Here is a 23,091-nt window from a genome sequence, read left to right as displayed (position 1 = left end):
TTTCGATTTCTTTCCAATTCATGATGGCCTCAAAATATATCTTAAAGGGAAATTCGCAAGAGCCTAAAATGTATCTTGATGTATTTTTTGTTCCGACACTGCGGTTTTCGACGATAGCCGGCTTCGCAAGGTTTCCCTTTTGTCCGCAGCTTGCCTAAGACGATCGGCATGGCCGCCCTGCCCCTTCCCGCACTCCATGCCAGCCACGGCGGCTCGTGGCTTCGCGACGGGTCCGGCAACACCCGGCCTGTCTCGAAGGGCGAATCGGTGATGGCGGCGGCAGACACGCCGCTGCTGATCCTCAACGCTCCCCTGGTCGCCACGCGACTGGGCTATCCCGACCTGTCCGGCCTCGACCTGCTCGAACTCTACGCCTTCGTGCATCCTGCGCGTTTCGTCGTGCCGACGCCCAAGGGTCTCGGCCAGGCGCTCGATCTCGAAATCCCGAAAGACGATGCCGACGTCCCGCGCCTGCTTCAGGAAGCCGCCGGCGCCCTGCTCGCCATTTGCGAGAGCCCGACCTGGCCCGAACGGGAAGGGGCATGGACGTTGCTACAATCGCTCGTCCGCATGCGCTGGCCATGGTCGAAGCTGCTGGAATCGCGCATCGCTCGTCCCGAACGCGCCGAACGCTGGCTGTTCACGCGCCTGCCCGAATGGGAGGAAAGCCCCGAACTTCCACAACCCCGGCAGATTACGCTGGAAAAAGATGAAGTACTCCAGCGCCTGGCGCGGCTGACGGGCAGCGGCGCGGAGCAGCGCCCCACCCAGCAGGCCTATGCCGCAGAAGCCGCGGCTGCATTTGCCCCGCGCCAATCCTCCGGACGCCCGCACGTCCTGCTCGCGCAGGCAGGTACCGGAATCGGCAAGACGCTCGGCTATCTGGCCCCCTCTTCGCTATGGAGCGAATTGTCCGGCGGCACCACTTGGGTTTCCACGTACACCAAGGCACTGCAACGCCAGCTCCGCAAGGAGAGCCGCCGCGCATGGCCGGAACGGCGCGCGGACGGCAGCCAGCCCGTCGTCGTTCGCAAGGGCCGCGAGAACTATCTCTGCCTGCTCAATCTCGAGGATGCCCTGCAGGGCGGCTTCGCCGGGCGCGCGGCAATCATGGCGCAACTCGTCGCGCGCTGGGCGGCCTATACACAGGACGGCGACATGATCGGCGGGGACCTGCCGGGCTGGCTCGGTACCCTGTTCCGTCAACGCGGCATCACAGCCCTCACCGACCGGCGCGGCGAATGCGTCTATGCCGGCTGCCCGCACTACCGGAAGTGCTTCATCGAGCGTGCCGCACGGGCCAGCGCCGGGGCCGACCTCGTGATCGGCAATCATGCACTCGTCATGATCAACGCCGCGCGCGGCCGCGACCACGCTGCCCGGCCGACCCGGATCGTCTTCGACGAAGGCCATCATGTCTTCGACGCCGCCGATTCAACGTTCGCCGCCGCGCTCACCGGCGCCGAGGCGATCGAACTTCGCCGCTGGGTAATCGGGCCGGAAAAAGCCTCGCGGGGACGACGGCGCGGCCTCTCCGCCCGGCTCGCCGATGTCGCCAGCTATGACGAAGCGGGCGCAAAGGCGATCAACGCCGCCCGCGCCGCGGCCGAAGCGCTTCCCGGCGATGGCTGGATGCAGCGCCTCACCGAAGGCGCGCCCTCCGGCCCGATCGAAGAACTGCTCGCCGCCGTGCGCGCAACCGTCTACGCCCGCGACGAGAGCGGCGGACAGGAAGCCGGCTACGGACTCGAAACCGAGGCAGCCGGACTGGACGGCGCCTTCGTCGAGATCGCGGAAGCCGCACGCGAGGCCCTGGGCGAACTACGTCAACCTCTCGTCCGTCTCGGCCTGAGGCTGGAAGCGCTGATGGAAGATGGGCCCGACTGGCTTGACGGTCCCGGCCGAGCGCGCATCGAAGGAGCCCGGCAATCGCTCGGCTGGCGTGTGGATATCCTTCTGGCCTGGGAAGCGATGCTCGGCAGACTCGCCGGCCCCGCCGATCCCGAATTTGTGGACTGGCTGGCGCTCGATCGTTCGGAAGCGCGCGAATACGATGTCGGCATCCACCGTCACTGGCTCGATCCGATGAAGCCTTTCGCCAGCGTCGTTCTCGAACCGGCACACGGCGTCGTGATGACCTCGGCAACCCTGCGTGACGGCGAGAACTGGGACAAGGCCATCGCGCGCTCGGGCGTCCGTCATATCGACGTTGCCCCGAAGCTTTCGGAACATCTCAGCCCCTTCGACTATGCTGCACAGGCCGAAGTCCTCATCGTCAACGATGTGCCTCGCGGCGATATTCCCGCGCTCGCCGGCGCCTACGCGCGGCTGATCGAAGCGGCAGGTGGAGGCGCACTCGGCCTGTTCACCGCCATCCGCCGTTTACGCGCCGTCCATGGCCGCATTGCCGACCGGCTCGCCGCGCGGCCTGCCTCTCTATGCGCAGCACGTCGACCCCATCGACACCGGCACGCTGGTGGATATCTTCCGCGACGATCCGGCCGCATCCCTGCTTGGCACCGATGCCTTGCGCGACGGCGTGGACGTGCCGGGCGAATCGCTGCGACTGGTGGTGATGGAGCAAGTGCCCTGGCCGCGCCCCACCATCCTGCACCGTGCCCGGCGCGTTGCCGGCGGCGGCTCCGCCTATGACGACAGCCTGATCCGCGCAAAACTGGCGCAGGCTTTTGGACGCCTGATCCGCAGTCGCGGCGATCGCGGGCATTTCGTCGTCCTCTCCTCAGCCTTCCCCTCGCGATTGCTGAGCGCTTTCCCTGAAGGAACGCCGGTGCTTCGAATTTCGCTGGAGGAAGCCTTGCATCGCGTCGCCTGGAATGTTTCAGGAGAAAGCGAAAAGCAGAGCGATGCGGCCCGACCTTCCGTTTGACCCCGAACTAGTGTGAACCGAACTACTCGATGAAAACTCTCGGAATCTTCAGACATGCCAAGTCCGACTGGCACGACGCCCGCCTGCGGGATTTCGATCGCCCGCTGAACAAGCGCGGGCGAAAAGGCGCGGCCTTGATGGGATTGCACATCCGGGATCATGCAATAGGCTGGAACCGCGTCCTCGCATCGCCTGCCGTCCGCGTCACGCAGACGATCGAACTCGCAGGCGAAGCTGCAGGTGAGATGCCGCCCATCACCTGGGACCGCCGCATCTACCTTGCAAGTTCGGCAACGCTGATAGACTTGCTGCGCGAACAGACGGGTGACCCGCGTTCGATCATGCTCGTTGGCCACAACCCCGGACTGGAAGATCTGATCTTCGACCTCGTGCCGGATGACGGCAGCAGTCCGATGCGCGATGTGGTCGAAGAAAAGTTTCCCACCGCTGCATATGCGGTGTTGGAACTGGACATCGATTCCTGGGACCAGATCCGCGAAGGCATCGGGCGCCTCGCCCACCTGACCCGTCCCCGGGATCTAGACCCCGAACTGGGACCGGACATTCAATTCTGAATAGCGGGCAAGCCCGCCTCACACCTCGACGAGGGCCTGGGCCAATCGCTCGCGAATTTGGTGCAGCGCGTTTTCGAAAGCGTCGATAGCTTCTACAGGCTTCGGATTCGTGGAAGGGTCGACGCCGACCGAAATGGACGCCGTGGCCAAGCCCGTGGCCGGCTGCTCTTCAAGCGCCATCCGGGCGCCGCGCAAGGTATAACCCTCACGATTGACCAGCCGGTCGATCGCCGCGATCAGCACGACATCCTCGCGCCGATAATAGCGACGATTGCCGCTACGCTTGATGGGTTGAAGCGACGGAAACTGCTCTTCCCAGTAGCGCAGGACATGTTGCCGGATGCCCAACGCCTTGGTCACCTCGCCGATCGTGCGCAGCGCATCAGGCGCCTTGCCATCGTCAAAGCCAAAAGGGTCGAATCCGGAACCGGTTTCGCCGCCCGCTTCACTTGCTGCCATGGCTAAAATCTCCGCATTCCTGGCCGCAATCAGCCAGTAATGCGGTCCTTCAGCATCTGGCTTGCCCGGAAAGTCATGACCCGGCGCGGCGTGATAGGCACTTCGACCCCGGTTTTCGGATTACGTCCGATCCGCTCGCCCTTATCGCGCAAGAGAAAAGTTCCGAACCCGGAAATCTTAACGTTTTCGCCCTCGGCGAGGGCCTCCGACATGTGTTGCAATATCGCTTCGACCATCGCAAGCGACTCGGACCTGGACAGTCCAAGCTTCCTGTGGATGGCTTCAGCGATCTCCGCCCTCGTCAGTGTGTCCGTGGAACGCATCAGTCCCGCATCCCCTCCGTGCGACAAACCCCCACGAAGATAATATGAAAAAATGCGGGAAAAGCAATGCCGCACGCAGCAATTGCGGGCACTCCCCCATACCGGAGCAAATTCACATCCGGATCAGGCTGGCGCCCCAGGTGAAACCGCCGCCCATCGCCTCCAGAACGACCAGATCGCCCTGGACAATTCGTCCGTCGCGAACCGCCTGATCCAGCGCCAACGGGACCGAAGCTGCCGAGGTATTGGCATGCTGCCCCACCGTCATGACGACCTTCTCACGTGGAAGATCAAGCTTCCTGGCGGTGGCTTCCAGAATGCGCGCATTGGCCTGATGGGGCACGAGCCAATCGATATCGTTTGAAGAAAGACCAGCTTCTTCAAGGACTTCGTTAAGGACCTCAGCCAGATTGACCACGGCATGGCGGAAGACCTCGCGGCCTTTCATGCGCAGCTTGCCGACCGTCCCCGTGGTTGACGGACCGCCGTCGACATAAAGGAGCTGGTTATGCGCACCGTCAGCATGAAGACGCGTGGCAAGAACGCCGCGCGGCGCATCACCGTCCTGCTCCTGCGCTTCGAGGATGATTGCTCCCGCACCATCTCCGAACAGGACACAAGTGGTGCGATCTTCCCAATCGAGGATGCGGCTGAACGTTTCCGAACCGATTACCAGCGCACGCTTGGCCATGCCGGAGCGCAACATCGAATCGGCAACGCCCACGGCGTAAAGGAATCCAGAGCACACCGCTGCCACGTCAAAAGCGATTCCGCCCCGGCAACCGAGGTTGCTTTGAACGATGGTAGCCGTTGCCGGAAAAGTCTGGTCGGGTGTTGCCGTGGCAAGCACGATCAGGTCGATCGAGGAGGCGTCGATCCCGGCAGCCTCAATCGCCTTGCGTGCGGCATCCGTTGCCAGGCTCGACGTGGTCTCGTCGGGCGCGGCGATGTGCCGGTTGGAAATGCCGGTACGCTCGACGATCCACTCGTCGCTCGTATCAACCTGTTCGGCAAGTTCCGCGTTGCTGACCGAGCGGCGCGGCAGGGCGGAACCCGTACCGACCAGAACCGAACGAATCATCAGGCACTCTCTTCCTGGACACGCGACTTGCGCAGGGACGCCCCGCCCACGCGGGCAAGGTCGGCGGATATCCGCTCGGTCACGTTTTCCTCCAGGAGCCGCGCGGTCACCGCCACGGCATTTGCGACGCCTGCGGCATTCGCGCCGCCATGGCTCTTCACGACAATACCGTTGAGGCCCAGGAAGACCGCGCCATTATGGTTATTGGGATCGAGGTGGTGCTTGAGCAGCTCGGTAGCAGGCTTCGAGATCAGGAAACCGATCTTGGAGCGGAGCGAACTGGTAAATCCGCGCCGCAGCAGGTCCGCCACGAATCGCGCCGTACCCTCGACCGCCTTCAGAGCGATGTTGCCCGAGAATCCGTCGGTTACGACGACATCCATCGAACCGCTGCCGAGCTTGTCCGCTTCGGTGAACCCGTCGAAAGACATCGACAGGTCGCCAGCCGCTTTCTTGAGGGTCGCCGCCGCTTCGCGCAGCATATCAGTGCCCTTGGTTTCTTCCGAACCGATGTTCAGAAGACGCACGCGCGGCTGCTCACGCCCCGTGGCGACGCGGGCATAGGCAGCACCCATGATCGCGAACTGCACGAGGTTGCGGGCATCGCACTCGGCATTGGCGCCGAGATCGAGCATGACAAGATCGTTGTCCCCAAGCGTCGGCAGCAGGGCTGCAAGCGCCGGGCGATCGATTCCGGGCATGGTCCGCAAGGTCAGCTTGGAAATCGCCATCAGCGCGCCGGTGTTGCCGGCGCTGACGGCGGCTCCGGCGTCACCCGCCTTCACCGCCTCGATCGCGCGTCCCATCGAGGTGCCCTTGGCCCGGCGCAAGGCCTGACTGGGCTTATCCTCACCGCTGATAACGCCTTCGGTATGCAGAATCTCGGAAGAAGCCCTGAGATTCGGATGATTTTCGAGCGCGGCCTTGATCCGCGGCTCATCACCGACCAGCAGGAACTTGAAACGATCATGACGACGGCGCGCGAGCGCAGCGCCCTCAATCATGACGCGCACGCCCTCGTCGCCGCCCATCGCATCGATCGCGATACGCGGCAGACTCATGGGCACTCTCCGGGAATCGTCGTAATCTTAGACTTCAACCGCGACGATTTCACGACCATTGTAGTGGCCGCAAGCGTTGCAGAGGTTGTGCGGGCGCTTCAGCTCACCGCAGTTGGGGCATTCGTGGAACGCTTCAACCTGCAGAGCATCGTGGCTGCGGCGCATGCCCCGGCGAGACGGGGACGTTTTTCTTTTAGGGACAGCCATTTCGGCACCTGTTCCTGGAATTGAATGTCAAAAAGGCCGCCGGAAACCGTGTTCGCGGACCGGCGGCTTGCGAAGGCGCGCCTATAACCGATTTCACACGAGTTGCAACCCGTTCCGCCCCGCCGCATGAACGCGAAATCGACAAAGAGGAAATTGCACCAATGATTCTGCAGACCACACTGTGCCTTGCGGCCGCCGCCGGTGTCATCACCTTCTGGCATATAGTGCGGATCGGACAATTGCGCATGCGCGAAAAGGTGCTCTTCGGCGACGGCGGTCACGAACGCCTGGGCCGCCGCATGCGCGCGCAGCCGAATTTCGTGGAAAGCACTCCCTTCCTGCTGATCCTCGTCGCCGCGATCGAGATGACGGGCAAGGCCGGCCCCTGGCTGGCGATCGCCGGCTCGATCTTCATGCTGGGCCGTGTGGCACACGCTCTTGGAATGGACATCGGCAAGCCCAACCTGCTGCGGGTAGGCGGCGTTATCATTACAGTGCTGACGCTGCTCGGGCTGTCGGTCATGGCGCTGCTGATCGCGCTGGGACGGTTCTGAGAATCAAAAAGGGGCGGCGCATCGACGCCGCCCCTCTCAAGAGTACCAAAGCCCGGCCGCTTCAGCCCGGAAGCCCCCGCTCCAGCGCAACATCCCCGACATAGGGATTCGTCCGCCGCTCATCCCCGAACGTGCTGATCGGGCCGTGACCGGGAACGAACGTGACATCGTCACCCAGCGGCCAGAGCTTCCGGGTTATCGAATCGACGAGATCCGCCAGATTGCCCCGCGGGAAGTCCCAGCGGCCAATTCCGCCCTGGAACAGCACGTCCCCCACCATGGCGAACTTACTCGGCTCATGATGGAAGACGACATGGCCCGGCGTATGCCCCGGGCAATGGACGACATCGAGCTCAAGGTCTCCCACCGTTACCTTATCGCCATCGTCGAGCCATCGATTCGGCTCGAAAGTCTGCGCCTCCATGTTCCAGCGAGGGCCATCGTCATTGAGCTGGGCGATCCAGAATCGGTCTTCTTCGTGCGGCCCCTCGATCGGCACGCCCATCTCCCTGGCGAAGATGCCGGCCATGCCGCAATGGTCCAGATGACCATGAGTCACGAGGATCTTTTCCAGAGTAACGCCCGTTTTCTCCAAGGCCTGACGCAGCTTGGGCAGGTCACCGCCGGGATCCACGAACGCGCCGCGCATGGTCTTCGTGCACCAGATCAGCGAACAATTCTGCTGAAGCGGGGTAACGGGAATGATGCCGACGCGCATCGGCTGCTCCTGAATATCGGTCATGCCTGCGGAAATGGCCGCAAGCCCCGGCCAATGCAACCGTCACCGACAGCCGCTAGATGCGCCCGCCCTTCCACACGACGCGGCCGATCACCTGGATATCCTCAAGCCCACATTCGAGCGGGCGATAGGCGGAATTGTCGCTCAACAAGGTGATACGTCCGCCTCGCCCCGCAGCCAGGCGCTTCACCAATACGGAATCATCCAGACGAACGACGTGAATACCGTCACGCAACGGCCGCCAGTCACGGTCCACGAGAATCTCGTCTCCGTCACGCAAGGTCGGCTCCATCGAATCGCCGCTGACCGCGATTGCGGAAAGCATGTCCGGGCGCAGCCCCATCGATCGCAACCATCGGGACGAAAACCGAATCGCCCCGAATACATCCTCGCCATCCGGCAAAGCGCCGGGACCAGCGGAGGCGCCCACTGAAAGGCGCGGAACTTCCACCCAATCCCCACTGGAGACATTTCCCGCGACTTCGGCGTATTTTTCTTTCGCCTTGCCCAGCTCAGCCTCGTCCACCCCGAAGTACCGCGCCAGCAGGCCACGGTCCTCCTCCTCCAGTTTGCGAGGGCTGCCCTTCTTGATAAATTGCTGAAGATAGCTCTGATTTTTGCCGATCATGCGTGAAAGACTGGACAAGCTAGCACCGCGAGCCTCGGCCAATTCAAGCAGTCGGGAGCGGACTTCAGGGCTTTCCATAATGTAATCCATAACAAGAGGAAATTTCCTAGACAAGTAGGAAATAGATGGAACATAAAAAGAACGCAAGCCCATCGAACGGAGCCTCTCATCCCGATGCTTATTCGCCAGATCGAACGCTTCCTGCGCCTGACAGACATGGCCTGGACCAGATTCGGACGGCTCGCCGCCCATGATCCGCGATTTGTCGGCGATCTCCGCAATGGCCGTACGCCCCGCGCCGGAACGGCGGCGCGGATCGAACTATTCATGACGAACTACCTGGAGAGCACCCATGCACGTTAATCTCGCCCATGACCGCTCGATGCTGGCCTCGGCGCACGCATCCGCTCGGGAAGCCATGGGCGGCGCCGCACGCGGTCCCTGGGTTCCGCTGCTATCGGCAGTGCTGAAGCTGGCAGGGCCGGAAGTGGAATTCCTGCGCCATGCCGAGCGCCCCTGGAGCAGTGCCACATTCTCAGGCTCGCGCCACACCATCGCTCTGGCCTTTACCGGCGAGGCCGCCATCACCGCTGGCGAGAACCTTATCGAAGCCCTGCCCGAACACGAATTCACCATTCCCCGACAGCTCGTCGCCGATGCGGCGCTCGGTGAAGTCGCGCACGAAGCCGGGCCGCCTGCACGCATGACGGTGGAACTGGAACTGCTGCTGCTTGAGGACTTCTGAGATCGCCGAAAGGCTGAAATGAAAAAGGCAGGGATGAAACCCTGCCTTTTTCATATTATCAAAGCGCTGCCGAAAGCTCCTTGATCTCGATATTGAGGATCCGGTCGTTTTCCGAATAATCGACCGGGCAATCTATCAGGTGGACACCGGGCGTATCCCGGCAATGAGCCAGCAATTCCTTGAGATGCGCGGCGCTTTCAACTCGGTAGCCGTTCGCGCCATAGCTTTCGGCATACTTCACGAAGTCCGGGTTGCCATAGGTCAGACCAAAGTCGGCAAAGCCCATGTTGGCCTGCTTCCAGCGGATCATTCCGAAAGCGTTGTCGTTCAGGATCAGAACGGTGAGATTGAGACCAAGCCGCACCGCCGTCTCCATCTCCTGGCTATTCATCATGAAGCCGCCATCGCCGCAGACGGCGAAAATCTTCCGATTCGGATAGACCATCGCGCTTGCCATGGCCGAAGGTAGCCCTGCCCCCATCGATGCAAGCGCGTTGTCCAGCAACACGGTGTTCGGCTTGCAGGCGCAATAACCACGAGCGAACCAGAGCTTGTAGACCCCGTTGTCGAGACAGACGATCGCATCATCAGGCAGCGCTTCACGCACCTGCTGAACGAGATGGGGCGGGAAGATCGGAAAGCGTTCGTCAGCCGCCAGTCGGTCGGTATGCTCGACCTCGGCCTTGCGATAGCCGAGCATGGCTTCGAAATTCCATCTGGCAGAGGGCGTGATCGCTTCCTTGATCTGCCACATGGCGTTGGCAATATCGCCGATCACCTCGACATGCGGGAAGTAGACGGGGTCAACCTCGGCGGTCTTGGTCGAGATGTGAATGACCACGCGATCATCCCGCGTACCGTCGTTATGCATGAAGAACGGCGGCTTCTCGATCACGTCATGGCCGATGTTGACGATGCAGTCGGCATCCTCGATCGCACGGTGAACGAAGTCCCCCGACGACAGAGCCGCGCAACCGAGGAAACGGGGATGGCGCTCGTCGATCACGCCCTTGCCGAGTTGGGTGGTCAGGAAGGGAATGCCGGTCTTCTCGACGAACTCACCCAGCATCTTGCTGGTCATCTTGCGGTTGGCACCCGCTCCGATCACCAGCACCGGCCGCTTGGCCTTCTCCAGCGCTGCCACCGCCTGTGCGATCGATTTCACATCGGCGGTTGGCCGGCGCACCGTCGAGCGCAGGATGGGGCGCGAATCGGTGTACTCGTCGGCAATGTCTTCCGGCAGTTCGACATGGGTCGCGCCGGGCTTTTCCTCCTCGGCGATGCGGAATGCCTCACGCACGCGGCTCGGGATATTGTCCGAACTTGCCATCTGGTGCGCATACTTGGTGATCGGCTGCATCATCGAGACGACATCGAGGATCTGGAACCGACCCTGCTTGGACTTCTTGATCGGCTTCTGGCCCGTAATCATCAGCATCGGCATCCCGCCCAGCGTCGCATAGGCGGCAGCGGTGACGAAATTCGTTGCCCCCGGGCCGAGGGTCGAAAGGCATACCCCCGCCTTGCCGGTATGGCGGCCGTACGTCGCCGCCATGAAGCCCGCGCCCTGCTCGTGACGCGTGAGGATCAGTTTGATCTTCCGCGACCGTGAGAGCGAATCGAGGAAATCGAGGTTCTCCTCGCCCGGAACGCCGAAGATATATTCGACGCCTTCCGCCTCAAGACATTCGATGAATAGATCGGACGCCTTGCGCTTGTCGCTCTCTGCCATGTGCACCTTCCCTCAAACCGTTTGCACATGTCTCGGGAAATGTGGCGCACAATTCAATGGCGCTCATGCCGGCGCTTCAATAGCCATTCGACAGATCGACCAGGTGTTCGAGCGGCTCACCGCGAACGAAGTGTTGAAGATTGCCGAGAAAACGCGCCGATCCGCGCTCGAACAATGCATCCTGCGCGCGGCCGGAGAGATGCATCGATATATGGATATTTGCACGCGACCACAGCGCATGGTCTGCGGGAAGCGGTTCAGGCTCGGTAACGTCGAGGAACGCTCCGCCCAGATGGCCCGAGTCGATGGAAGCAAGCAAGGCATCCTGCTCGATCACCGTTCCGCGTGCGAAATTGAGGAAGACGGCCCCCGGCTTCATCGCCGCGAACTCGGCCTCGCCGAACATGCGCAAGGTTTCCGGTGTGGAAGGGACCACGGCAATCACCCAGTCGAACCGGCCAAGCTCGGCCCGCCACGCGTCGGAGCCCAGCTCGCCCGCCCCCGGCCGCGCCGGACCCCGGTGACTTCCGCCCCGAATACACGCAGCATCTCGCCGATACGGCCGCCGATCTCTCCCGATCCGACCACCAGCACCTTCGAGCCAAGCAGTTCGCGCTTGCCGGGCGGTTCCATCAGCCATTCATGCCGGTCCTGCGCCCTCACCACTTCGCGCCAGCCCTTCGCCACCGTGAGCATGCCCATAAGGGCATATTCGGCGACGGACTGGGCATGAATTCCCGAACCATTGGTAAGCCGGATTCCGCGCTCGCTCAGAACCCGGAGCGGGAGCCAGTCCACGCCCGAAGAAAGAGCCGTGTACCAGGCCAACCTTTCGGCAGCCTCGATGAATTCCGCCGCGACAGCAGGCGCGACCGGATCGAGCCACGCCACTTGCGCCTGCGGCGCAAGCTCCAGAAGCTGACTGTCGCTTTCGAACCAGAGCGGCTGCACGCCATCAGGCAGGCGGCCCTCCAGAAGCGGGCGCGACTGGGCGTTGATCACGGCGACGGTCATGGCGAACTCCGATAAATGGCCGATTAGAGGCCCTTATCGTTTGATCGGGACAGCCGGATGGAATGGCAAGCCCCCCAATGCGCCGGTTAACGCAAGTGCAGTCCCGCCCTGCTCACGCGCTCAGCCGAGCTTCCATTCCCAGCCGAGCGGATCGCCGTCCATCACCTCAACACCCTTCGCCGACAGTTCGTCGCGAAGGGCATCGGAACTCGCAAAGTCCTTCTCCGCGCGCGCCTGATTACGGCGAGCGAGCACATCCTCGATTTCGGCCTCGGTGATTTCGGCAGCCTTGGGACGAATACGCAAGTCGGCACGGCCCGTCCCGAACAGATCGAGCCCCAGCACCGAATCCATCGCCTCTATCGCTGCCCGCTTGGCTGAGGGGTCCACCTTCTTGGCGGCGAGCACATCTTCCAGCGCCGTCAACGCGACGGCGGTGTTGAGATCCTCGCCGATCGCCTTTTCGAACGTTTCGAGCATGGGCGCGAGCTTCGGGTGATTGGCGTCCCCTGCCTCCACCTCACCGAGGCGTTCGGCCACGATGATCATGCGCTTGAGGCGCACCAACGCGGCGGCAAGGCCTTCCCACGAGAATTCGAGCTCCGACCGGTAATGCGCCTGAAGGCACATCATGCGGTAGCCCAGCGGGTGGTAGCCCTTGTCGATCAGCAATTGCAGCCGCAGGAACTCGCCCGAAGACTTGCTCATCTTGCCTGAACGCTCAACGAGGAAATTGTTGTGCATCCACACCCTGGCGCCCGAATTTGCGGGAACGTCGAGGCCGCAAGTATCATCGGGCTTGCAGCAGAACGCCTGGTTCTGCGCGATCTCGTTGGGGTGATGGATTTCGCGGTGGTCGATCCCGCCGGTATGGATATCGAACGGGAATCCCAGCAAGTCGCCGGACATCACCGAGCATTCGAGGTGCCAGCCCGGCGCGCCCTTGCCCCACGGCGAATCCCATTCCATCTGCCGCTTCTCGCCCTCGGGCGTCTTGCGCCAGATCGCGAAGTCGGCGGCGTTTCGCTTGCCCTCGACGGCCTCGATACGGCCCTCCCCCTCGTCGGTCACGGCACGCGCGAGGCGGCCGTAATCCGAGACCGTGGAAACGTCGAAATAGAGGCCGCTCTCCAGTTCGTAGCAGTGCCTTGGCGCGATCTTTTCGGCAAATTCGATCATCTGCGGAACGTAATCTGTCGCGATGGACCACTTGGCGGGCTGACGGATGTTCAGCGCCTCGATGTCGGCCCAGTAGGCCTGCGTATAATGCGCGGCGATATCCCAGATGGACTGGGCCTGGGTCCGCGCCATCTTCTCCATCTTGTCCTCGCCCGCGTCGGCGTCGTCGGTGAGATGGCCGACATCGGTGATGTTGATGACGTGAGTGAGCCTGTAGCCCTTGTGGCTCAGGGTACGGCCGAGAATGTCTGCAAAGACATAGGCACGCATGTTGCCGATGTGGGGGTAGTTGTAGACCGTCGGCCCGCACGTATAGACCCGCGCCTCGCCTTCGTGGACGGGCTGGAACGGCTCCAGCTGGCGGGTCAGGCTGTTGAACAGCGTCAGGCTTTGCGTCTCGGTCATGACGCAGGGCAATTAGGCAGGAGCCGGGCGCAGTCAAGCCATCAGCGATGCGCCCGGCGGTTCCTCGGACTTGTGGAAACGATCACTCTTCCTCGAACAGTCCCGCGAGTTGCTCGATCATCGTGCCGCCGAGTTGCTCGGCGTCCATGATCGTCACCGCGCGCCGGTAGTATCGCGTCACGTCGTGGCCGATGCCGATGGCGACGAGCTGGACCGGGCTCTTGGCCTCGATCCATTCGATCACCCGGCGCAAATGCGCCTCCAGATAGCCTGCGGAGTTCACCGATAGCGTCGAATCGTCCACCGGAGCGCCGTCGGATATCACCATCATGATCCGCCGATCCTCAGGGCGGGCAAGCATGCGGTTGTGCGCCCAGAGCAACGCCTCGCCGTCGATGTTTTCCTTGAGCAGGCCCTCGCGCATCATCAGGCCGAGGTTCTTGCGCGCACGGCGCCACGGCTCATCCGCCTTCTTGTAAATGATATGGCGCAGGTCGTTGAGGCGGCCCGGGTGCTGGGGACGGCCACTCGCAAGCCAGGACTCACGGCTCTGCCCGCCCTTCCAGGCGCGGGTGGTGAAGCCGAGAATCTCGACCTTCACGCCGCAGCGCTCCAGCGTGCGTGCCATTACATCGGCACTGATCGCCGCGATCGAGATAGGGCGGCCGCGCATCGAGCCGGAATTGTCGAGCAGCAGGGTGACGACGGTATCCTTGAACTCCACATCGCGCTCGATCTTGTAGGAGAGCGACTGGCCGGGCGAGACGACCACGCGGGCAAGCCGCGCGGCATCGAGCATGCCCTCTTCCTGATCGAAGTCCCACGAGCGGTTCTGCTGCGCCATGAGGCGGCGCTGGAGGCGGTTCGCAAGACGCGTGACAACGCCCTGCAAGCCCTTGAGCTGCGCGTCGAGATAGGCGCGCAGGCGCGTCAGTTCCTCATCGTCGCAAAGCTCGGAGGCGACCACCACCTCGTCGTAGGCCTCGGTGAAGACCTGGTAGTCGAAGCTGTCCGGGATATCGGTCCAGGGCCGGTTCGGGCGGACGGGCAACATGCCCTCCTCGCCCTCCTGGCCTTCCTCGCCGTCGTCCATGTCTTCCGAGTTATCGCCCTCGGCCTCGCTCTCGCCTTCGTCCTGACCACCGGAAGGCTCGGCGGCCATTTCCGCAGGCTGCTGTTCCTGCCCGCTTTCGTCGCCGGTCTCGTCTTCCTCGGTCTCCTCGTCGCCGTCCATGTCCTCGGACTCTTCGGGCGGCTGCTCGATCTGCTCGGCCTGGGTCATCTCCAGATGCATCAGCATGTCGAGCGAGAGCTTCTGGAAAGCCTTCTGGTTCTCGATCGAGTCGGCCAGAGCCTCGAAATCGTCGCCGGCCTTCGATTCGATCCAGCGGCGCACCATGTCCACGCCAAGTTGCGCCGCTTCCGGCACCGACTGGCCGGTGAGCCGCTCGCGCAGCAGGAGCGCCAGCGCTGTCGGGATCGGAACGCCGTCCGGGCTATCCGCGCGCGAAATCGGATCGCTGGCTATCCGCGCCTCCAGCGAAGCGTCGAGATTGGCCCGCATCCCTTCGTAACTGTTGGCGCCGAGCGCTTCGTAACGCACGGCCTCCACCGCATCGTAACAGGCCCGGGCCGAAGGATCGGACGGGGCGTTGCGCATGTGCAGCCGGTCGTTGTGATGGCGCAGCCGAAGCGCGAAGCTGTCGGCATAACCGCGCGCCTGCATGGCAGCCCCGCGCGGAATCGAGCGGCCCGGCATGGGCACCCGGAAGGTCTGGCCGGTGGAACTGGGAGCGTCGGCAGTCCAGTTGACCTCGACTTCGGCATCGTGCGCGATGGCGCGCGAGGCGCCGGTCAGGGCCAGCTTGAAGCGATCGACGGGAGTATCTTCGGACATGGCACGCTCAATGGCGGCTTAGTCCGCCCGGTGCAAGCCGGGATGAAAGGGCATCGCTCCGAGTTCGCCCCGGAATGATGCCCTTCCTGTTCAGATCGGCAGGATCAGAGCGACTGGCCGGTCTTCGCCCAGTCGGCCATGAAGCCTTCGATGCCCTTGTCGGTGAGCACGTGCTTCACGAGGTTCTTGATGACTGCGGCGGCATCGTCGCCACGTCAGCGCCGATGCGGGCGCATTCGAGAACGTGGACAGGGTGGCGGATCGAAGCAGCGAGGATTTCGGTGTCGAAGGCGTAGTTGTCATAGATCAGGCGGATGTCGCGGATCAGGTCCATGCCGTCGAAGCCATTGTCGTCATGACGGCCGACGAAAGGCGAGACGAAGCTGGCGCCGGCCTTGGCCGCGAGCAGAGCCTGGTTGGCCGAGAAGCAGAGGGTGACGTTCACGAGCGTGCCGTCGCTGGTCAGCTTCTTGCAGGTCTTGAGGCCGTCGATCGTCAGCGGCACCTTGATGCAGACGTTGTCTGCGATCTTGCGGAGGATTTCGGCCTCGCGCATCATGCCTTCATGGTCGAGCGCGACGACTTCGGCACTGACCGGTCCATCGACCAGGCCGCAGATTTCCTTGGTGACTTCCAGGAAGTCGCGGCCGGACTTGGCGATCAGCGAAGGGTTGGTGGTGACGCCGTCGAGCAGGCCGGTGGCGGCCAGATCGGCGATGTCGTTGGTGTCGGCGGTGTCGACGAAGAACTTCATGGCGCGGTTCCTGTGGATGCGGGGCTGCGACGGGCGAGTCTAACGCGCCCGTCGATTCTGGCGCTCCCTATAGGGATGCGCGGCGTTCTGCGCCACCCTGGCCCCGCTGCTCCGGCGAATCAGCCCTGCTTCAGCGCGCCGATCAGCGCTGCGTCATTGGTTTCCCCCGGATTTTGCCGGATAGCCGCTTCGGCTGCGCCGACTTCGTACCAGATGCCGTTATCTGCATCGAGTGCGAGAGCATGGGCGGCATCCTGGATCGTCACGCCCTTGAGCGCGGCGATCGCCTGGTTCAGCGTCGGATCCTGGGCTTCGCGCATGGCACGCTCGATCTCGGGAATCATGGCGTTGACTAGAGCCGGGCCCATGTTCCGACGAAGGAACGTCGTCGCCGCGGTATTGCCTCCGCTGAGGATTTCGGCGGGTTCGCGGACGGGAATATCCTGAACGGCCTTGAGCGCCACCGGCCCGGCAGCGCGGGCGCCCGGCGCCGCGAAAAGATTGAGCTGATATTGCAGCTTGTCACGGAAGGCCTTCGACTTCAGCACCCCGCTGTTGGTGCGGCCGGGACGGCTGAACAGAAGCGGAAGCGGCAGGCGCGCAACGGGGCTGGTCCAGAAACCTTCCGGCTGGCCGAGCCAGGTGAACGCGCGCTCCGACGAATAGCGCATGAGGCGGCGCACCGGATCTGCGCCGGCGGAGCTGCTTCCACCAAGCGTCGAGCAGCCGGGCAGCATCAGCACGCCGGTGGCGAGCATACCGACCAGCACGCCCCTGCGGTTCCAGTCGGCGGGGCGCGAATTCTCGCCCTCGGACAGTCCGTTTTCCCCTGTTCCCCAGTTCACCATCATCAACTCCTTCACGCCCCGTGCAACCAGTGCCTATATGCAACCCACATGAAACGCGTCCGAATCCTCGTCTTCAACGCCGCGCTGGGCGTCCTCGACTACCGCGTCCCCGAAGGCATGGCGATAGAATTCGGCGCCGTGGTGATCGCGCCCCTCGGGCCAAGGCAGGTCCTCGGGATCGTCTGGGAACCGGAACGCCTGAGTACGCAGGAAGTGCCTGAATCCAAACTGCGTCCACTTCTCGAAGTGCTGCCCGTACCCCCGCTTCCCGAACGACTGCGCCGATTGATCGAATGGACGGCGGATTACTATTGTGCCTCGCTCTCCTCGGTCGCGCGCATGGCACTCGGCAGCATGGCAGCGCTGCGCGGCGGAGGCACGACCACCGAATACCGCCTGACGGGGCATGAACCCGCCCGCCTGACCCCCCAGCGCGCCGCCGCTCTCGATGCCCTGCAGGGCGAGCAGGGCTCGATCAAGGAACTTGCGGAACTGGCATCCGTCTCCGAAGGCGTGCTGCGCGGGATGGTCGGCGCGGGATTGCTGGAGCCCGTCGTGGTCGATCTGGACCGCCCCTATCCGCGGGCCCTGCCCGAGTTCGCCGAACCGAAACTGTCCGACGGCCAACAGGCTGCGGCCGACATATTCGTAGAGGCCGTGCGCACGCACAAGTTCGCCCCCTTCCTGCTCGACGGCGTCACCGGCTCGGGCAAGACGGAAACCTATTTCGAGGCGGTGGCCGAAGCCCTGCGTCTCGGGCGACAGGTCCTGGTACTGCTTCCCGAGATCGCGCTCACCGAAAATTTCCTCCGCCGCTTCGAACATCGTTTCGGTGTCCCTCCGCTGCTTTGGCATTCCTCGCTCAAGTCCAGCGAACGGCGGCGGGCCTGGCGTTCCATCGTCCTTGGTGACGCTCAGGTGGTCGTAGGGGCACGTTCTGCCCTGTTTCTACCCTATGCCCGACTGGGCCTCATCGTGGTGGATGAAGCACACGAAGTCTCGTTCAAGCAGGATGACGGCGTGCGCTACAACGCACGGGACGTCGCGGTGATGCGCTCCAAGTTCGAGGGTATTCCGGTGGTTCTCGCCAGCGCCACCCCCGCCCTCGAATCGATGCAGCTTGCGGAAGCGGGGGTCTATCGCAAGGTCGACCTGCCGGCCCGTTTCGGCGGCGCGCAACTGCCCGATATCCAGATCCTCGACCTCCGGCAGGAAGCGCCGGAGCGCGGCAAATGGCTTGCTCCCCGCCTCGTCGAGGAGATGAAGAAGCGGCTGGCGAAGGGCGAACAGTCGCTGCTGTTCCTCAACCGCCGGGGCTATGCGCCGCTGACGCTTTGCCGCCACTGCGGTTATCGGTTCCAATGCCCGAACTGCACGGCCTGGCTGGTGGAACACCGCTTCTCCGGGCGCCTAGCCTGCCATCACTGCGGCCACGAAGTGCCGGTTCCCGATGCCTGCCCCGAATGCGGCACGGGCGACTGCCTCGTCGCCTGCGGTCCCGGCGTCGAACGCATTGCCGACGAGGTAGCGGAAATCCTGCCCGAGGCACGGGTGGCGCTGGTCACGTCGGACACGATGAATACGGCCGAGGCCGTCGGAGAATTCGTCGCCAAGGCAGAGGGCAAGGCGATCGACGTGATCGTCGGAACGCAGCTTGTCACCAAGGGCTATCACTTCCCCGACCTTACGCTGGTGGGCGTGGTCGATGCGGATCTCGGCCTTGAAGGTGGCGACTTGCGCGCTGCCGAGCGGACCTATCAGCAAGTCGCTCAGGTGGCCGGTCGCGCGGGACGCGGCGACAAGCCAGGCGAGGTGCTGATCCAGACCCGCCATCCCGAAGCCTCCGTTATAGCCGCCCTTGCCGCCGGAGACCGGGACGCGTTCTACGCCGCGGAAACAGACGCCCGCCGAGACGCCGGCGCCCCGCCGTTCGGCCGCTGGGCAGCGATCATCGTGTCTTCCGAAGACCAGTCCGAAGCGCAGGCAGCCGCTCGCGCCATCGGCGGAACCGCGCCCAACCATCCCGACATGCTGGTGCTCGGCCCGGCTCCCGCGCCGCTTTCACTGCTACGCGGACGTCACCGTTTCCGCCTGCTCATCAACGCCCGGCGATCCGCCGAATTGCAGAAGATGCTGCGCGAGTGGCTGGAGCCGCTTCAATTCCCGCGCAGCGTCAGGGTAAACATCGACATCGATCCATACTCGTTCGTATGAGCCCAGCGGTTCAGCCCCGTTCCCGCTTCAACAGTTCTCGCTTGATCGCCTCGCCATAGGCATAGCCGCCGATAGAACCATCTGCCCTGATGACGCGGTGGCACGGGATGAGCACTGCAACCTTGTTCGCGCCATTGGCCGAACCTGCTGCACGCACCGCGCCCGGCTTTCCCACCGCCGCCGCGATCTGCGCGTAACTCCGGGTCTCACCGGCAGGAATACGTTGCAACTCGCGCCACACCGCCTCCTGAAATGCGGTCCCCTGCACGTCCAATGGTATCGCGCGAGACTGGCCCGGCTGCTCCACTGCCGCGACGACCTTTTCCAGCAGGCTCTCGAATTCGCTACCCCCCTCGACGAGCTGCGCATGGGGGAACCGCCCGGCCAATTCCTCGCCTCCTTCATCGAACGAGAGACGGCACACGCCTTTTCCGGTCGCGGCAACAAGCATCCGCCCCAGACTGGTCTGAACCACGGCCCAATGAATCGTCACGCCTCGCCCACCGTTTCGCCAGGCCGATGGGGTCATGCCCAATCTGCCCTCGCTGGCTTGATAGAACCGCGAACTCGCGCCGAACCCCGCCTCGTAGATCGCCTCGGTCACACTGGCGCCTCCACTCATGGCATCACCGGCACGCTCAACTCGGCGTACGCGCAGATATTCCGAGGGAGAAAGGCCGACGGAGCGCTTGAACACGCGCTGGAAATGGGTGGCACTGTATCCCACCGCTTCGGCCAGTTCCGAAAGACGCGGTGAGACTTCATCCGCATCCAATATCCGCAGCGCATGCGCAACGGCCTCCTCATCGCGCGACACGTCGTTGGGGCGGCAGCGCAGACAAGCCCTCAAGCCTGAACACTCCGCTTCGCCAACCTGCGCGAAGAACCGAACGTTCTCTCGCCGGGGATGCCGGGCCGAACAGGACGGCCGGCAATAGATACCCGTCGAAAGCACACCCGTAACGAAGCGCCCGTCGAAGCTGCGATCCCGTTCGAGCACCGCCTGCCATGCCCGCTCGTCCGTAATGCCTGCCTCAGTCACGCCGATGTCCTCGAACTTCATTGTTGGCCTCCATGACCCTCGATCCGCGCAGAGAAACATCCGCGCAAACCACGCAGCCACCGCGAGCGGGCGACGAAGCGCTCACCTTCCGGCACGTCCTCCGGAATATATATCGTGCAAGCGGTACGATAGGGATTAGCGTCATCGTGCCTCCCGCAATCGAGCGGCACCAGGCTCTCGATCAACCCGGCGTCGTCCCTTCTGACGCGGCAGCGATGAGCCGGTTGTCCATCGGCAGTCATACGCTGCGCTTCGTGTCTGGCCAATTCCGCGGGGTCCATCCCGAATAAGGGCTGGAATTGCAGCACAGGCAATTCGATGATTCGACAGGTCATGGGAAACTCCGCAGGATCGTTTGTCCCGACCTTGCCGCACCCGCGATCCTGTTACTTCCCGCCCCTTGCTTTTAAAGCGCTTTCCCAAGCATTGTCTCAATCGCGCCTGCGGCAGCTTGCATCGTAACACTATCGTCGCTATGCGCGCCCCGTCTGCGGGCCGGGGGGCACGTCATTGTCGTGCGCCCCAAAGTGCCCCAGCCCACCCGATGTAAGGATAGGACACGCGTGGAGAATTCCGGCGGCATCAAGGCCAGCTTGCAAGGACGCTACGCTTCGGCGCTGTTTGATCTTGCCAGCGAGAACGGCACCGTAACGACGGTCGAATCCGACCTCGAGAAGATCGGCCTGGCGATCAGCGAAAGCCGCGATCTCGCCGAGTTGATTCGCAACCCCGAAGTCAGCCGCAAGGCTGCCGGCAAGGCTATCGAAGCCGTCGCCGACGTGCTCGGCCTCGCACCTCTGACCAAGAACTTCGTGGGCGTGCTCGCGGCCAATCGCCGCCTCTCCGCCCTGCCCGAAATCATCCGCGCCTTCGTAGCGATCGCCGCCGCCCAGCGCGGCGAGGCGACCGCCGAAGTCAGTTCTGCCCACGCCCTGAACGACCAGCAGGTCGAGCAGCTGCGCCAGAAGCTGGAACTGCGCGAAGGCCGCAAGGTCAAGGTCCGGACCAACGTCGACCCAGACCTGCTTGGCGGTCTTGTGGTCACCATCGGGTCCAAGCGCATCGACAGCTCGATCCGCACCCGTCTCAATTCGCTCGCCCAGGCCATGAAGGGCTAAGAAAGGCAGAACAATGGATATCCGCGCAGCAGAAATCTCGAAGGTCATCAAGGACCAGATCGCCAGCTTCGGCACCGAAGCCCAGGTTTCCGAAGTCGGCTCGGTTCTGTCGGTCGGTGACGGCATCGCCCGCATCCACGGCCTCGACAAGGTCCAGGCCGGCGAAATGGTCGAATTCGCCAACGGCGTTCAGGGCATGGCGCTCAACCTCGAAGCCGACAACGTCGGTGTCGTGATCTTCGGCTCGGACGCCGAAATCAAGGAAGGCGACAGCGTCAAGCGCACCAACACCATCGTCGACGTTCCCGTCGGCAAGGGCCTGCTCGGCCGCGTGGTGGACGCTCTCGGCAACCCGATCGACGGCAAGGGTCCGATCATCGCTGACAAGCGCGCGCGCGTGGAAGCCAAGGCTCCGGGCATCATCCCGCGCAAGTCGGTGCACGAACCCGTGCAGACCGGCCTGAAGGCGATCGACGCCCTCGTCCCCGTCGGCCGCGGCCAGCGCGAGCTGATCATCGGTGACCGCCAGACCGGCAAGACCGCCGTCGCCATCGACACCTTCATCAACCAGAAGGAAGCGAACAAGGGCGACGACGAGTCCAAGAAGCTCTACTGCATCTACGTCGCTGTCGGCCAGAAGCGCTCGACCGTCGCGCAGATCGTTCGCCAGCTCGAAGAAAACGGCGCGATGGAATACTCCATCGTCATCGCCGCGACCGCTTCGGAACCGGCTCCGCTTCAGTACCTCGCGCCCTACACCGGCGCGCCATGGGCGAGTTCTTCCGCGACAACGGCATGCATGCCGTGATCGTGTATGACGACCTTTCCAAGCAGGCCGTCGCCTATCGCCAGATGTCGCTGCTGCTGCGCCGCCCGCCGGGCCGCGAAGCCTATCCCGGCGACGTGTTCTATCTCCACAGCCGCCTGCTTGAGCGCGCTGCGAAGATGAACGAGGAAAACGGTGCAGGCTCGCTCACCGCGCTGCCGATCATCGAAACCCAGGCTGGCGACGTTTCGGCCTACATTCCGACCAACGTGATCTCGATCACCGACGGCCAGATCTTCCTTGAAACCGGCCTGTTCTACCAGGGCATCCGTCCGGCCATCAACGTGGGTCTGTCGGTGTCGCGCGTCGGCGGTGCAGCCCAGACCAAGGCGATGAAGAAGGTTGCCGGCTCGATCAAGCTGGAACTGGCGCAGTACCGTGAAATGGCGGCCTTCGCGCAGTTCGGCTCGGACCTCGACGCTTCGACCCAGAAGCTCCTCAACCGCGGTGCGCGCCTGACCGAACTGCTCAAGCAGAAGCAGTTCTCGCCGCTTGCGTTCGAAGAGCAGACCGTGTCGATCTTCGCCGGCACCAACGGCTATCTCGACAGCCTGCCGGTTTCGAAGGTCACCGAGTACGAAGCCGAAATGCTCGACTTCATGCACGAGCAGCATGCCGACGTCCTCGCGCTGATCCGCACGACCAAGGACTTCGGCGACGAAGCGAAGAGCAAGACCAAGGCTGCGCTCGACGCCTTCGCCAAGCAGTTCGCGTAAGTACAACCGCCATCCCGGCGAAAGCCGGGACTGCCGGCAGGGTCGCATGACGCTGCCAGCGGTCCC

19 protein-coding genes and 3 pseudogenes are annotated in these 23,091 nt (G+C 63.4%); 7 read left to right on the top strand and 15 right to left on the bottom strand.

Annotated elements, in window-relative coordinates:
* The first annotated feature begins 168 nt into the window (after positions 1–168).
* A pseudogene (locus ADT71_RS26195) lies at positions 169–2,887 on the top strand (ATP-dependent DNA helicase).
* Between the two features lie 29 nt (positions 2,888–2,916).
* Positions 2,917–3,462 (top strand): histidine phosphatase family protein, encoded by a 546-nt coding sequence (locus ADT71_RS26190; RefSeq protein ID WP_054441646.1) that lies wholly within the window; start codon positions 2,917–2,919, stop codon positions 3,460–3,462.
* An 18-nt stretch (positions 3,463–3,480) separates the two neighbouring features.
* Here ADT71_RS26190 and ADT71_RS26185 read toward each other — a convergent pair whose 3' ends face one another.
* From ADT71_RS26185 to rpmF, 5 genes are all read right to left on the bottom strand, one after another.
* On the bottom strand, positions 3,481–3,921 hold the full coding sequence (locus ADT71_RS26185) for a MerR family transcriptional regulator (protein WP_054441644.1): 441 nt from the start codon (positions 3,919–3,921) through the stop codon (positions 3,481–3,483).
* Positions 3,922–3,950: 29 nt separating this feature from the next.
* Positions 3,951–4,244, bottom strand: a complete 294-nt coding sequence (locus tag ADT71_RS26180; protein ID WP_054441643.1) for an integration host factor subunit alpha — start codon at positions 4,242–4,244, stop codon at positions 3,951–3,953.
* A 112-nt stretch (positions 4,245–4,356) separates the two neighbouring features.
* On the bottom strand, positions 4,357–5,325 hold the full coding sequence (locus tag ADT71_RS26175) for a beta-ketoacyl-ACP synthase III (RefSeq protein WP_054441642.1): 969 nt from the start codon (positions 5,323–5,325) through the stop codon (positions 4,357–4,359).
* The gene (gene plsX / locus ADT71_RS26170) at positions 5,325–6,386 is read right to left on the bottom strand and encodes a phosphate acyltransferase PlsX (protein WP_054441641.1); all 1,062 of its coding nucleotides are present in this window, start codon (positions 6,384–6,386) and stop codon (positions 5,325–5,327) included. The genes ADT71_RS26175 and plsX overlap by 1 nt, the downstream gene beginning before the upstream one ends.
* Positions 6,387–6,413: 27 nt before the next feature.
* Complete coding sequence (rpmF, locus tag ADT71_RS30805; RefSeq protein ID WP_082370565.1) at positions 6,414–6,593, bottom strand: 50S ribosomal protein L32; 180 nt, start codon at positions 6,591–6,593, stop codon at positions 6,414–6,416.
* Between the two features lie 161 nt (positions 6,594–6,754).
* Between rpmF and ADT71_RS26165 the strand changes: the two genes are divergently transcribed.
* On the top strand, positions 6,755–7,147 hold the full coding sequence (locus ADT71_RS26165) for an MAPEG family protein (protein WP_054441640.1): 393 nt from the start codon (positions 6,755–6,757) through the stop codon (positions 7,145–7,147).
* Positions 7,148–7,208: 61 nt separating this feature from the next.
* On the opposite strand, the gene ADT71_RS26160 is transcribed toward ADT71_RS26165, so the two are convergent.
* Both ADT71_RS26160 and ADT71_RS26155 read right to left on the bottom strand, forming a co-directional pair.
* Positions 7,209–7,865: an MBL fold metallo-hydrolase gene (locus ADT71_RS26160; protein WP_132468760.1), complete on the bottom strand. Its 657-nt coding sequence runs from the start codon at positions 7,863–7,865 to the stop codon at positions 7,209–7,211.
* Between the two features lie 76 nt (positions 7,866–7,941).
* A complete protein-coding gene (locus tag ADT71_RS26155) occupies positions 7,942–8,766 on the bottom strand; it encodes a S24 family peptidase (RefSeq protein WP_347812924.1) in 825 nt (274 codons plus the stop codon).
* A 100-nt stretch (positions 8,767–8,866) separates the two neighbouring features.
* On the opposite strand from ADT71_RS26155, the gene ADT71_RS26145 reads away from it, so the two are divergent.
* On the top strand, positions 8,867–9,259 hold the full coding sequence (locus tag ADT71_RS26145; protein WP_231636205.1) for a hypothetical protein: 393 nt from the start codon (positions 8,867–8,869) through the stop codon (positions 9,257–9,259).
* 58 nt (positions 9,260–9,317) lie between these two features.
* Here ADT71_RS26145 and ADT71_RS26140 read toward each other — a convergent pair whose 3' ends face one another.
* The 7 genes and pseudogenes from ADT71_RS26140 to ADT71_RS26115 all read right to left on the bottom strand — a co-directional run bounded on the left by ADT71_RS26140 (position 9,318) and on the right by ADT71_RS26115 (position 17,088).
* The gene (locus tag ADT71_RS26140) at positions 9,318–10,991 is read right to left on the bottom strand and encodes an acetolactate synthase large subunit (RefSeq protein WP_054441634.1); all 1,674 of its coding nucleotides are present in this window, start codon (positions 10,989–10,991) and stop codon (positions 9,318–9,320) included.
* A gap of 76 nt (positions 10,992–11,067) precedes the next feature.
* Entirely contained in the window at positions 11,068–11,427 is a 360-nt protein-coding gene (locus tag ADT71_RS36040; protein ID WP_369818342.1) for an NAD(P)-dependent oxidoreductase, read from the bottom strand.
* A 5-nt stretch (positions 11,428–11,432) separates the two neighbouring features.
* On the bottom strand, positions 11,433–12,005 hold the full coding sequence (locus tag ADT71_RS36035) for an NAD(P)-dependent oxidoreductase (protein ID WP_369818341.1): 573 nt from the start codon (positions 12,003–12,005) through the stop codon (positions 11,433–11,435).
* A 120-nt stretch (positions 12,006–12,125) separates the two neighbouring features.
* Positions 12,126–13,589 (bottom strand): cysteine--tRNA ligase, encoded by a 1,464-nt coding sequence (gene cysS, locus ADT71_RS26130; protein WP_054441629.1) that lies wholly within the window; start codon positions 13,587–13,589, stop codon positions 12,126–12,128.
* 82 nt (positions 13,590–13,671) lie between these two features.
* Positions 13,672–15,486, bottom strand: coding sequence for a cobaltochelatase subunit CobT (cobT, locus tag ADT71_RS26125; RefSeq protein ID WP_054441624.1), 1,815 nt, complete (start codon positions 15,484–15,486; stop codon positions 13,672–13,674).
* A 104-nt stretch (positions 15,487–15,590) separates the two neighbouring features.
* A pseudogene (gene fsa, locus ADT71_RS26120) lies at positions 15,591–16,240 on the bottom strand (fructose-6-phosphate aldolase).
* A gap of 119 nt (positions 16,241–16,359) precedes the next feature.
* The gene (locus ADT71_RS26115; protein WP_054441743.1) at positions 16,360–17,088 is read right to left on the bottom strand and encodes a DUF4197 family protein; all 729 of its coding nucleotides are present in this window, start codon (positions 17,086–17,088) and stop codon (positions 16,360–16,362) included.
* A 48-nt stretch (positions 17,089–17,136) separates the two neighbouring features.
* Here ADT71_RS26115 and ADT71_RS26110 point away from each other — a divergent pair, with 48 nt between their 5' ends.
* Positions 17,137–19,302, top strand: coding sequence for a primosomal protein N' (locus ADT71_RS26110; RefSeq protein WP_054441623.1), 2,166 nt, complete (start codon positions 17,137–17,139; stop codon positions 19,300–19,302).
* A gap of 10 nt (positions 19,303–19,312) precedes the next feature.
* Here the strand turns inward: ADT71_RS26110 and ada are convergent, their stop codons facing one another.
* Positions 19,313–20,365, bottom strand: a complete 1,053-nt coding sequence (gene ada / locus ADT71_RS26105) for a bifunctional DNA-binding transcriptional regulator/O6-methylguanine-DNA methyltransferase Ada (RefSeq protein ID WP_197283124.1) — start codon at positions 20,363–20,365, stop codon at positions 19,313–19,315.
* Positions 20,366–20,928: 563 nt separating this feature from the next.
* Here ada and ADT71_RS26095 point away from each other — a divergent pair.
* Both ADT71_RS26095 and atpA read left to right on the top strand, forming a co-directional pair.
* Positions 20,929–21,483 (top strand): F0F1 ATP synthase subunit delta, encoded by a 555-nt coding sequence (locus ADT71_RS26095; protein ID WP_054441615.1) that lies wholly within the window; start codon positions 20,929–20,931, stop codon positions 21,481–21,483.
* Positions 21,484–21,496: 13 nt separating this feature from the next.
* Positions 21,497–23,025: pseudogene (gene atpA / locus ADT71_RS26090) on the top strand (F0F1 ATP synthase subunit alpha).
* Positions 23,026–23,091: the final 66 nt, after the last annotated feature.

The organism is Novosphingobium sp. ST904 (assembly GCF_001298105.1).
Lineage (GTDB): Bacteria > Pseudomonadota > Alphaproteobacteria > Sphingomonadales > Sphingomonadaceae > Novosphingobium.
This window is presented reverse-complemented; position numbering and strand designations above follow the sequence as displayed.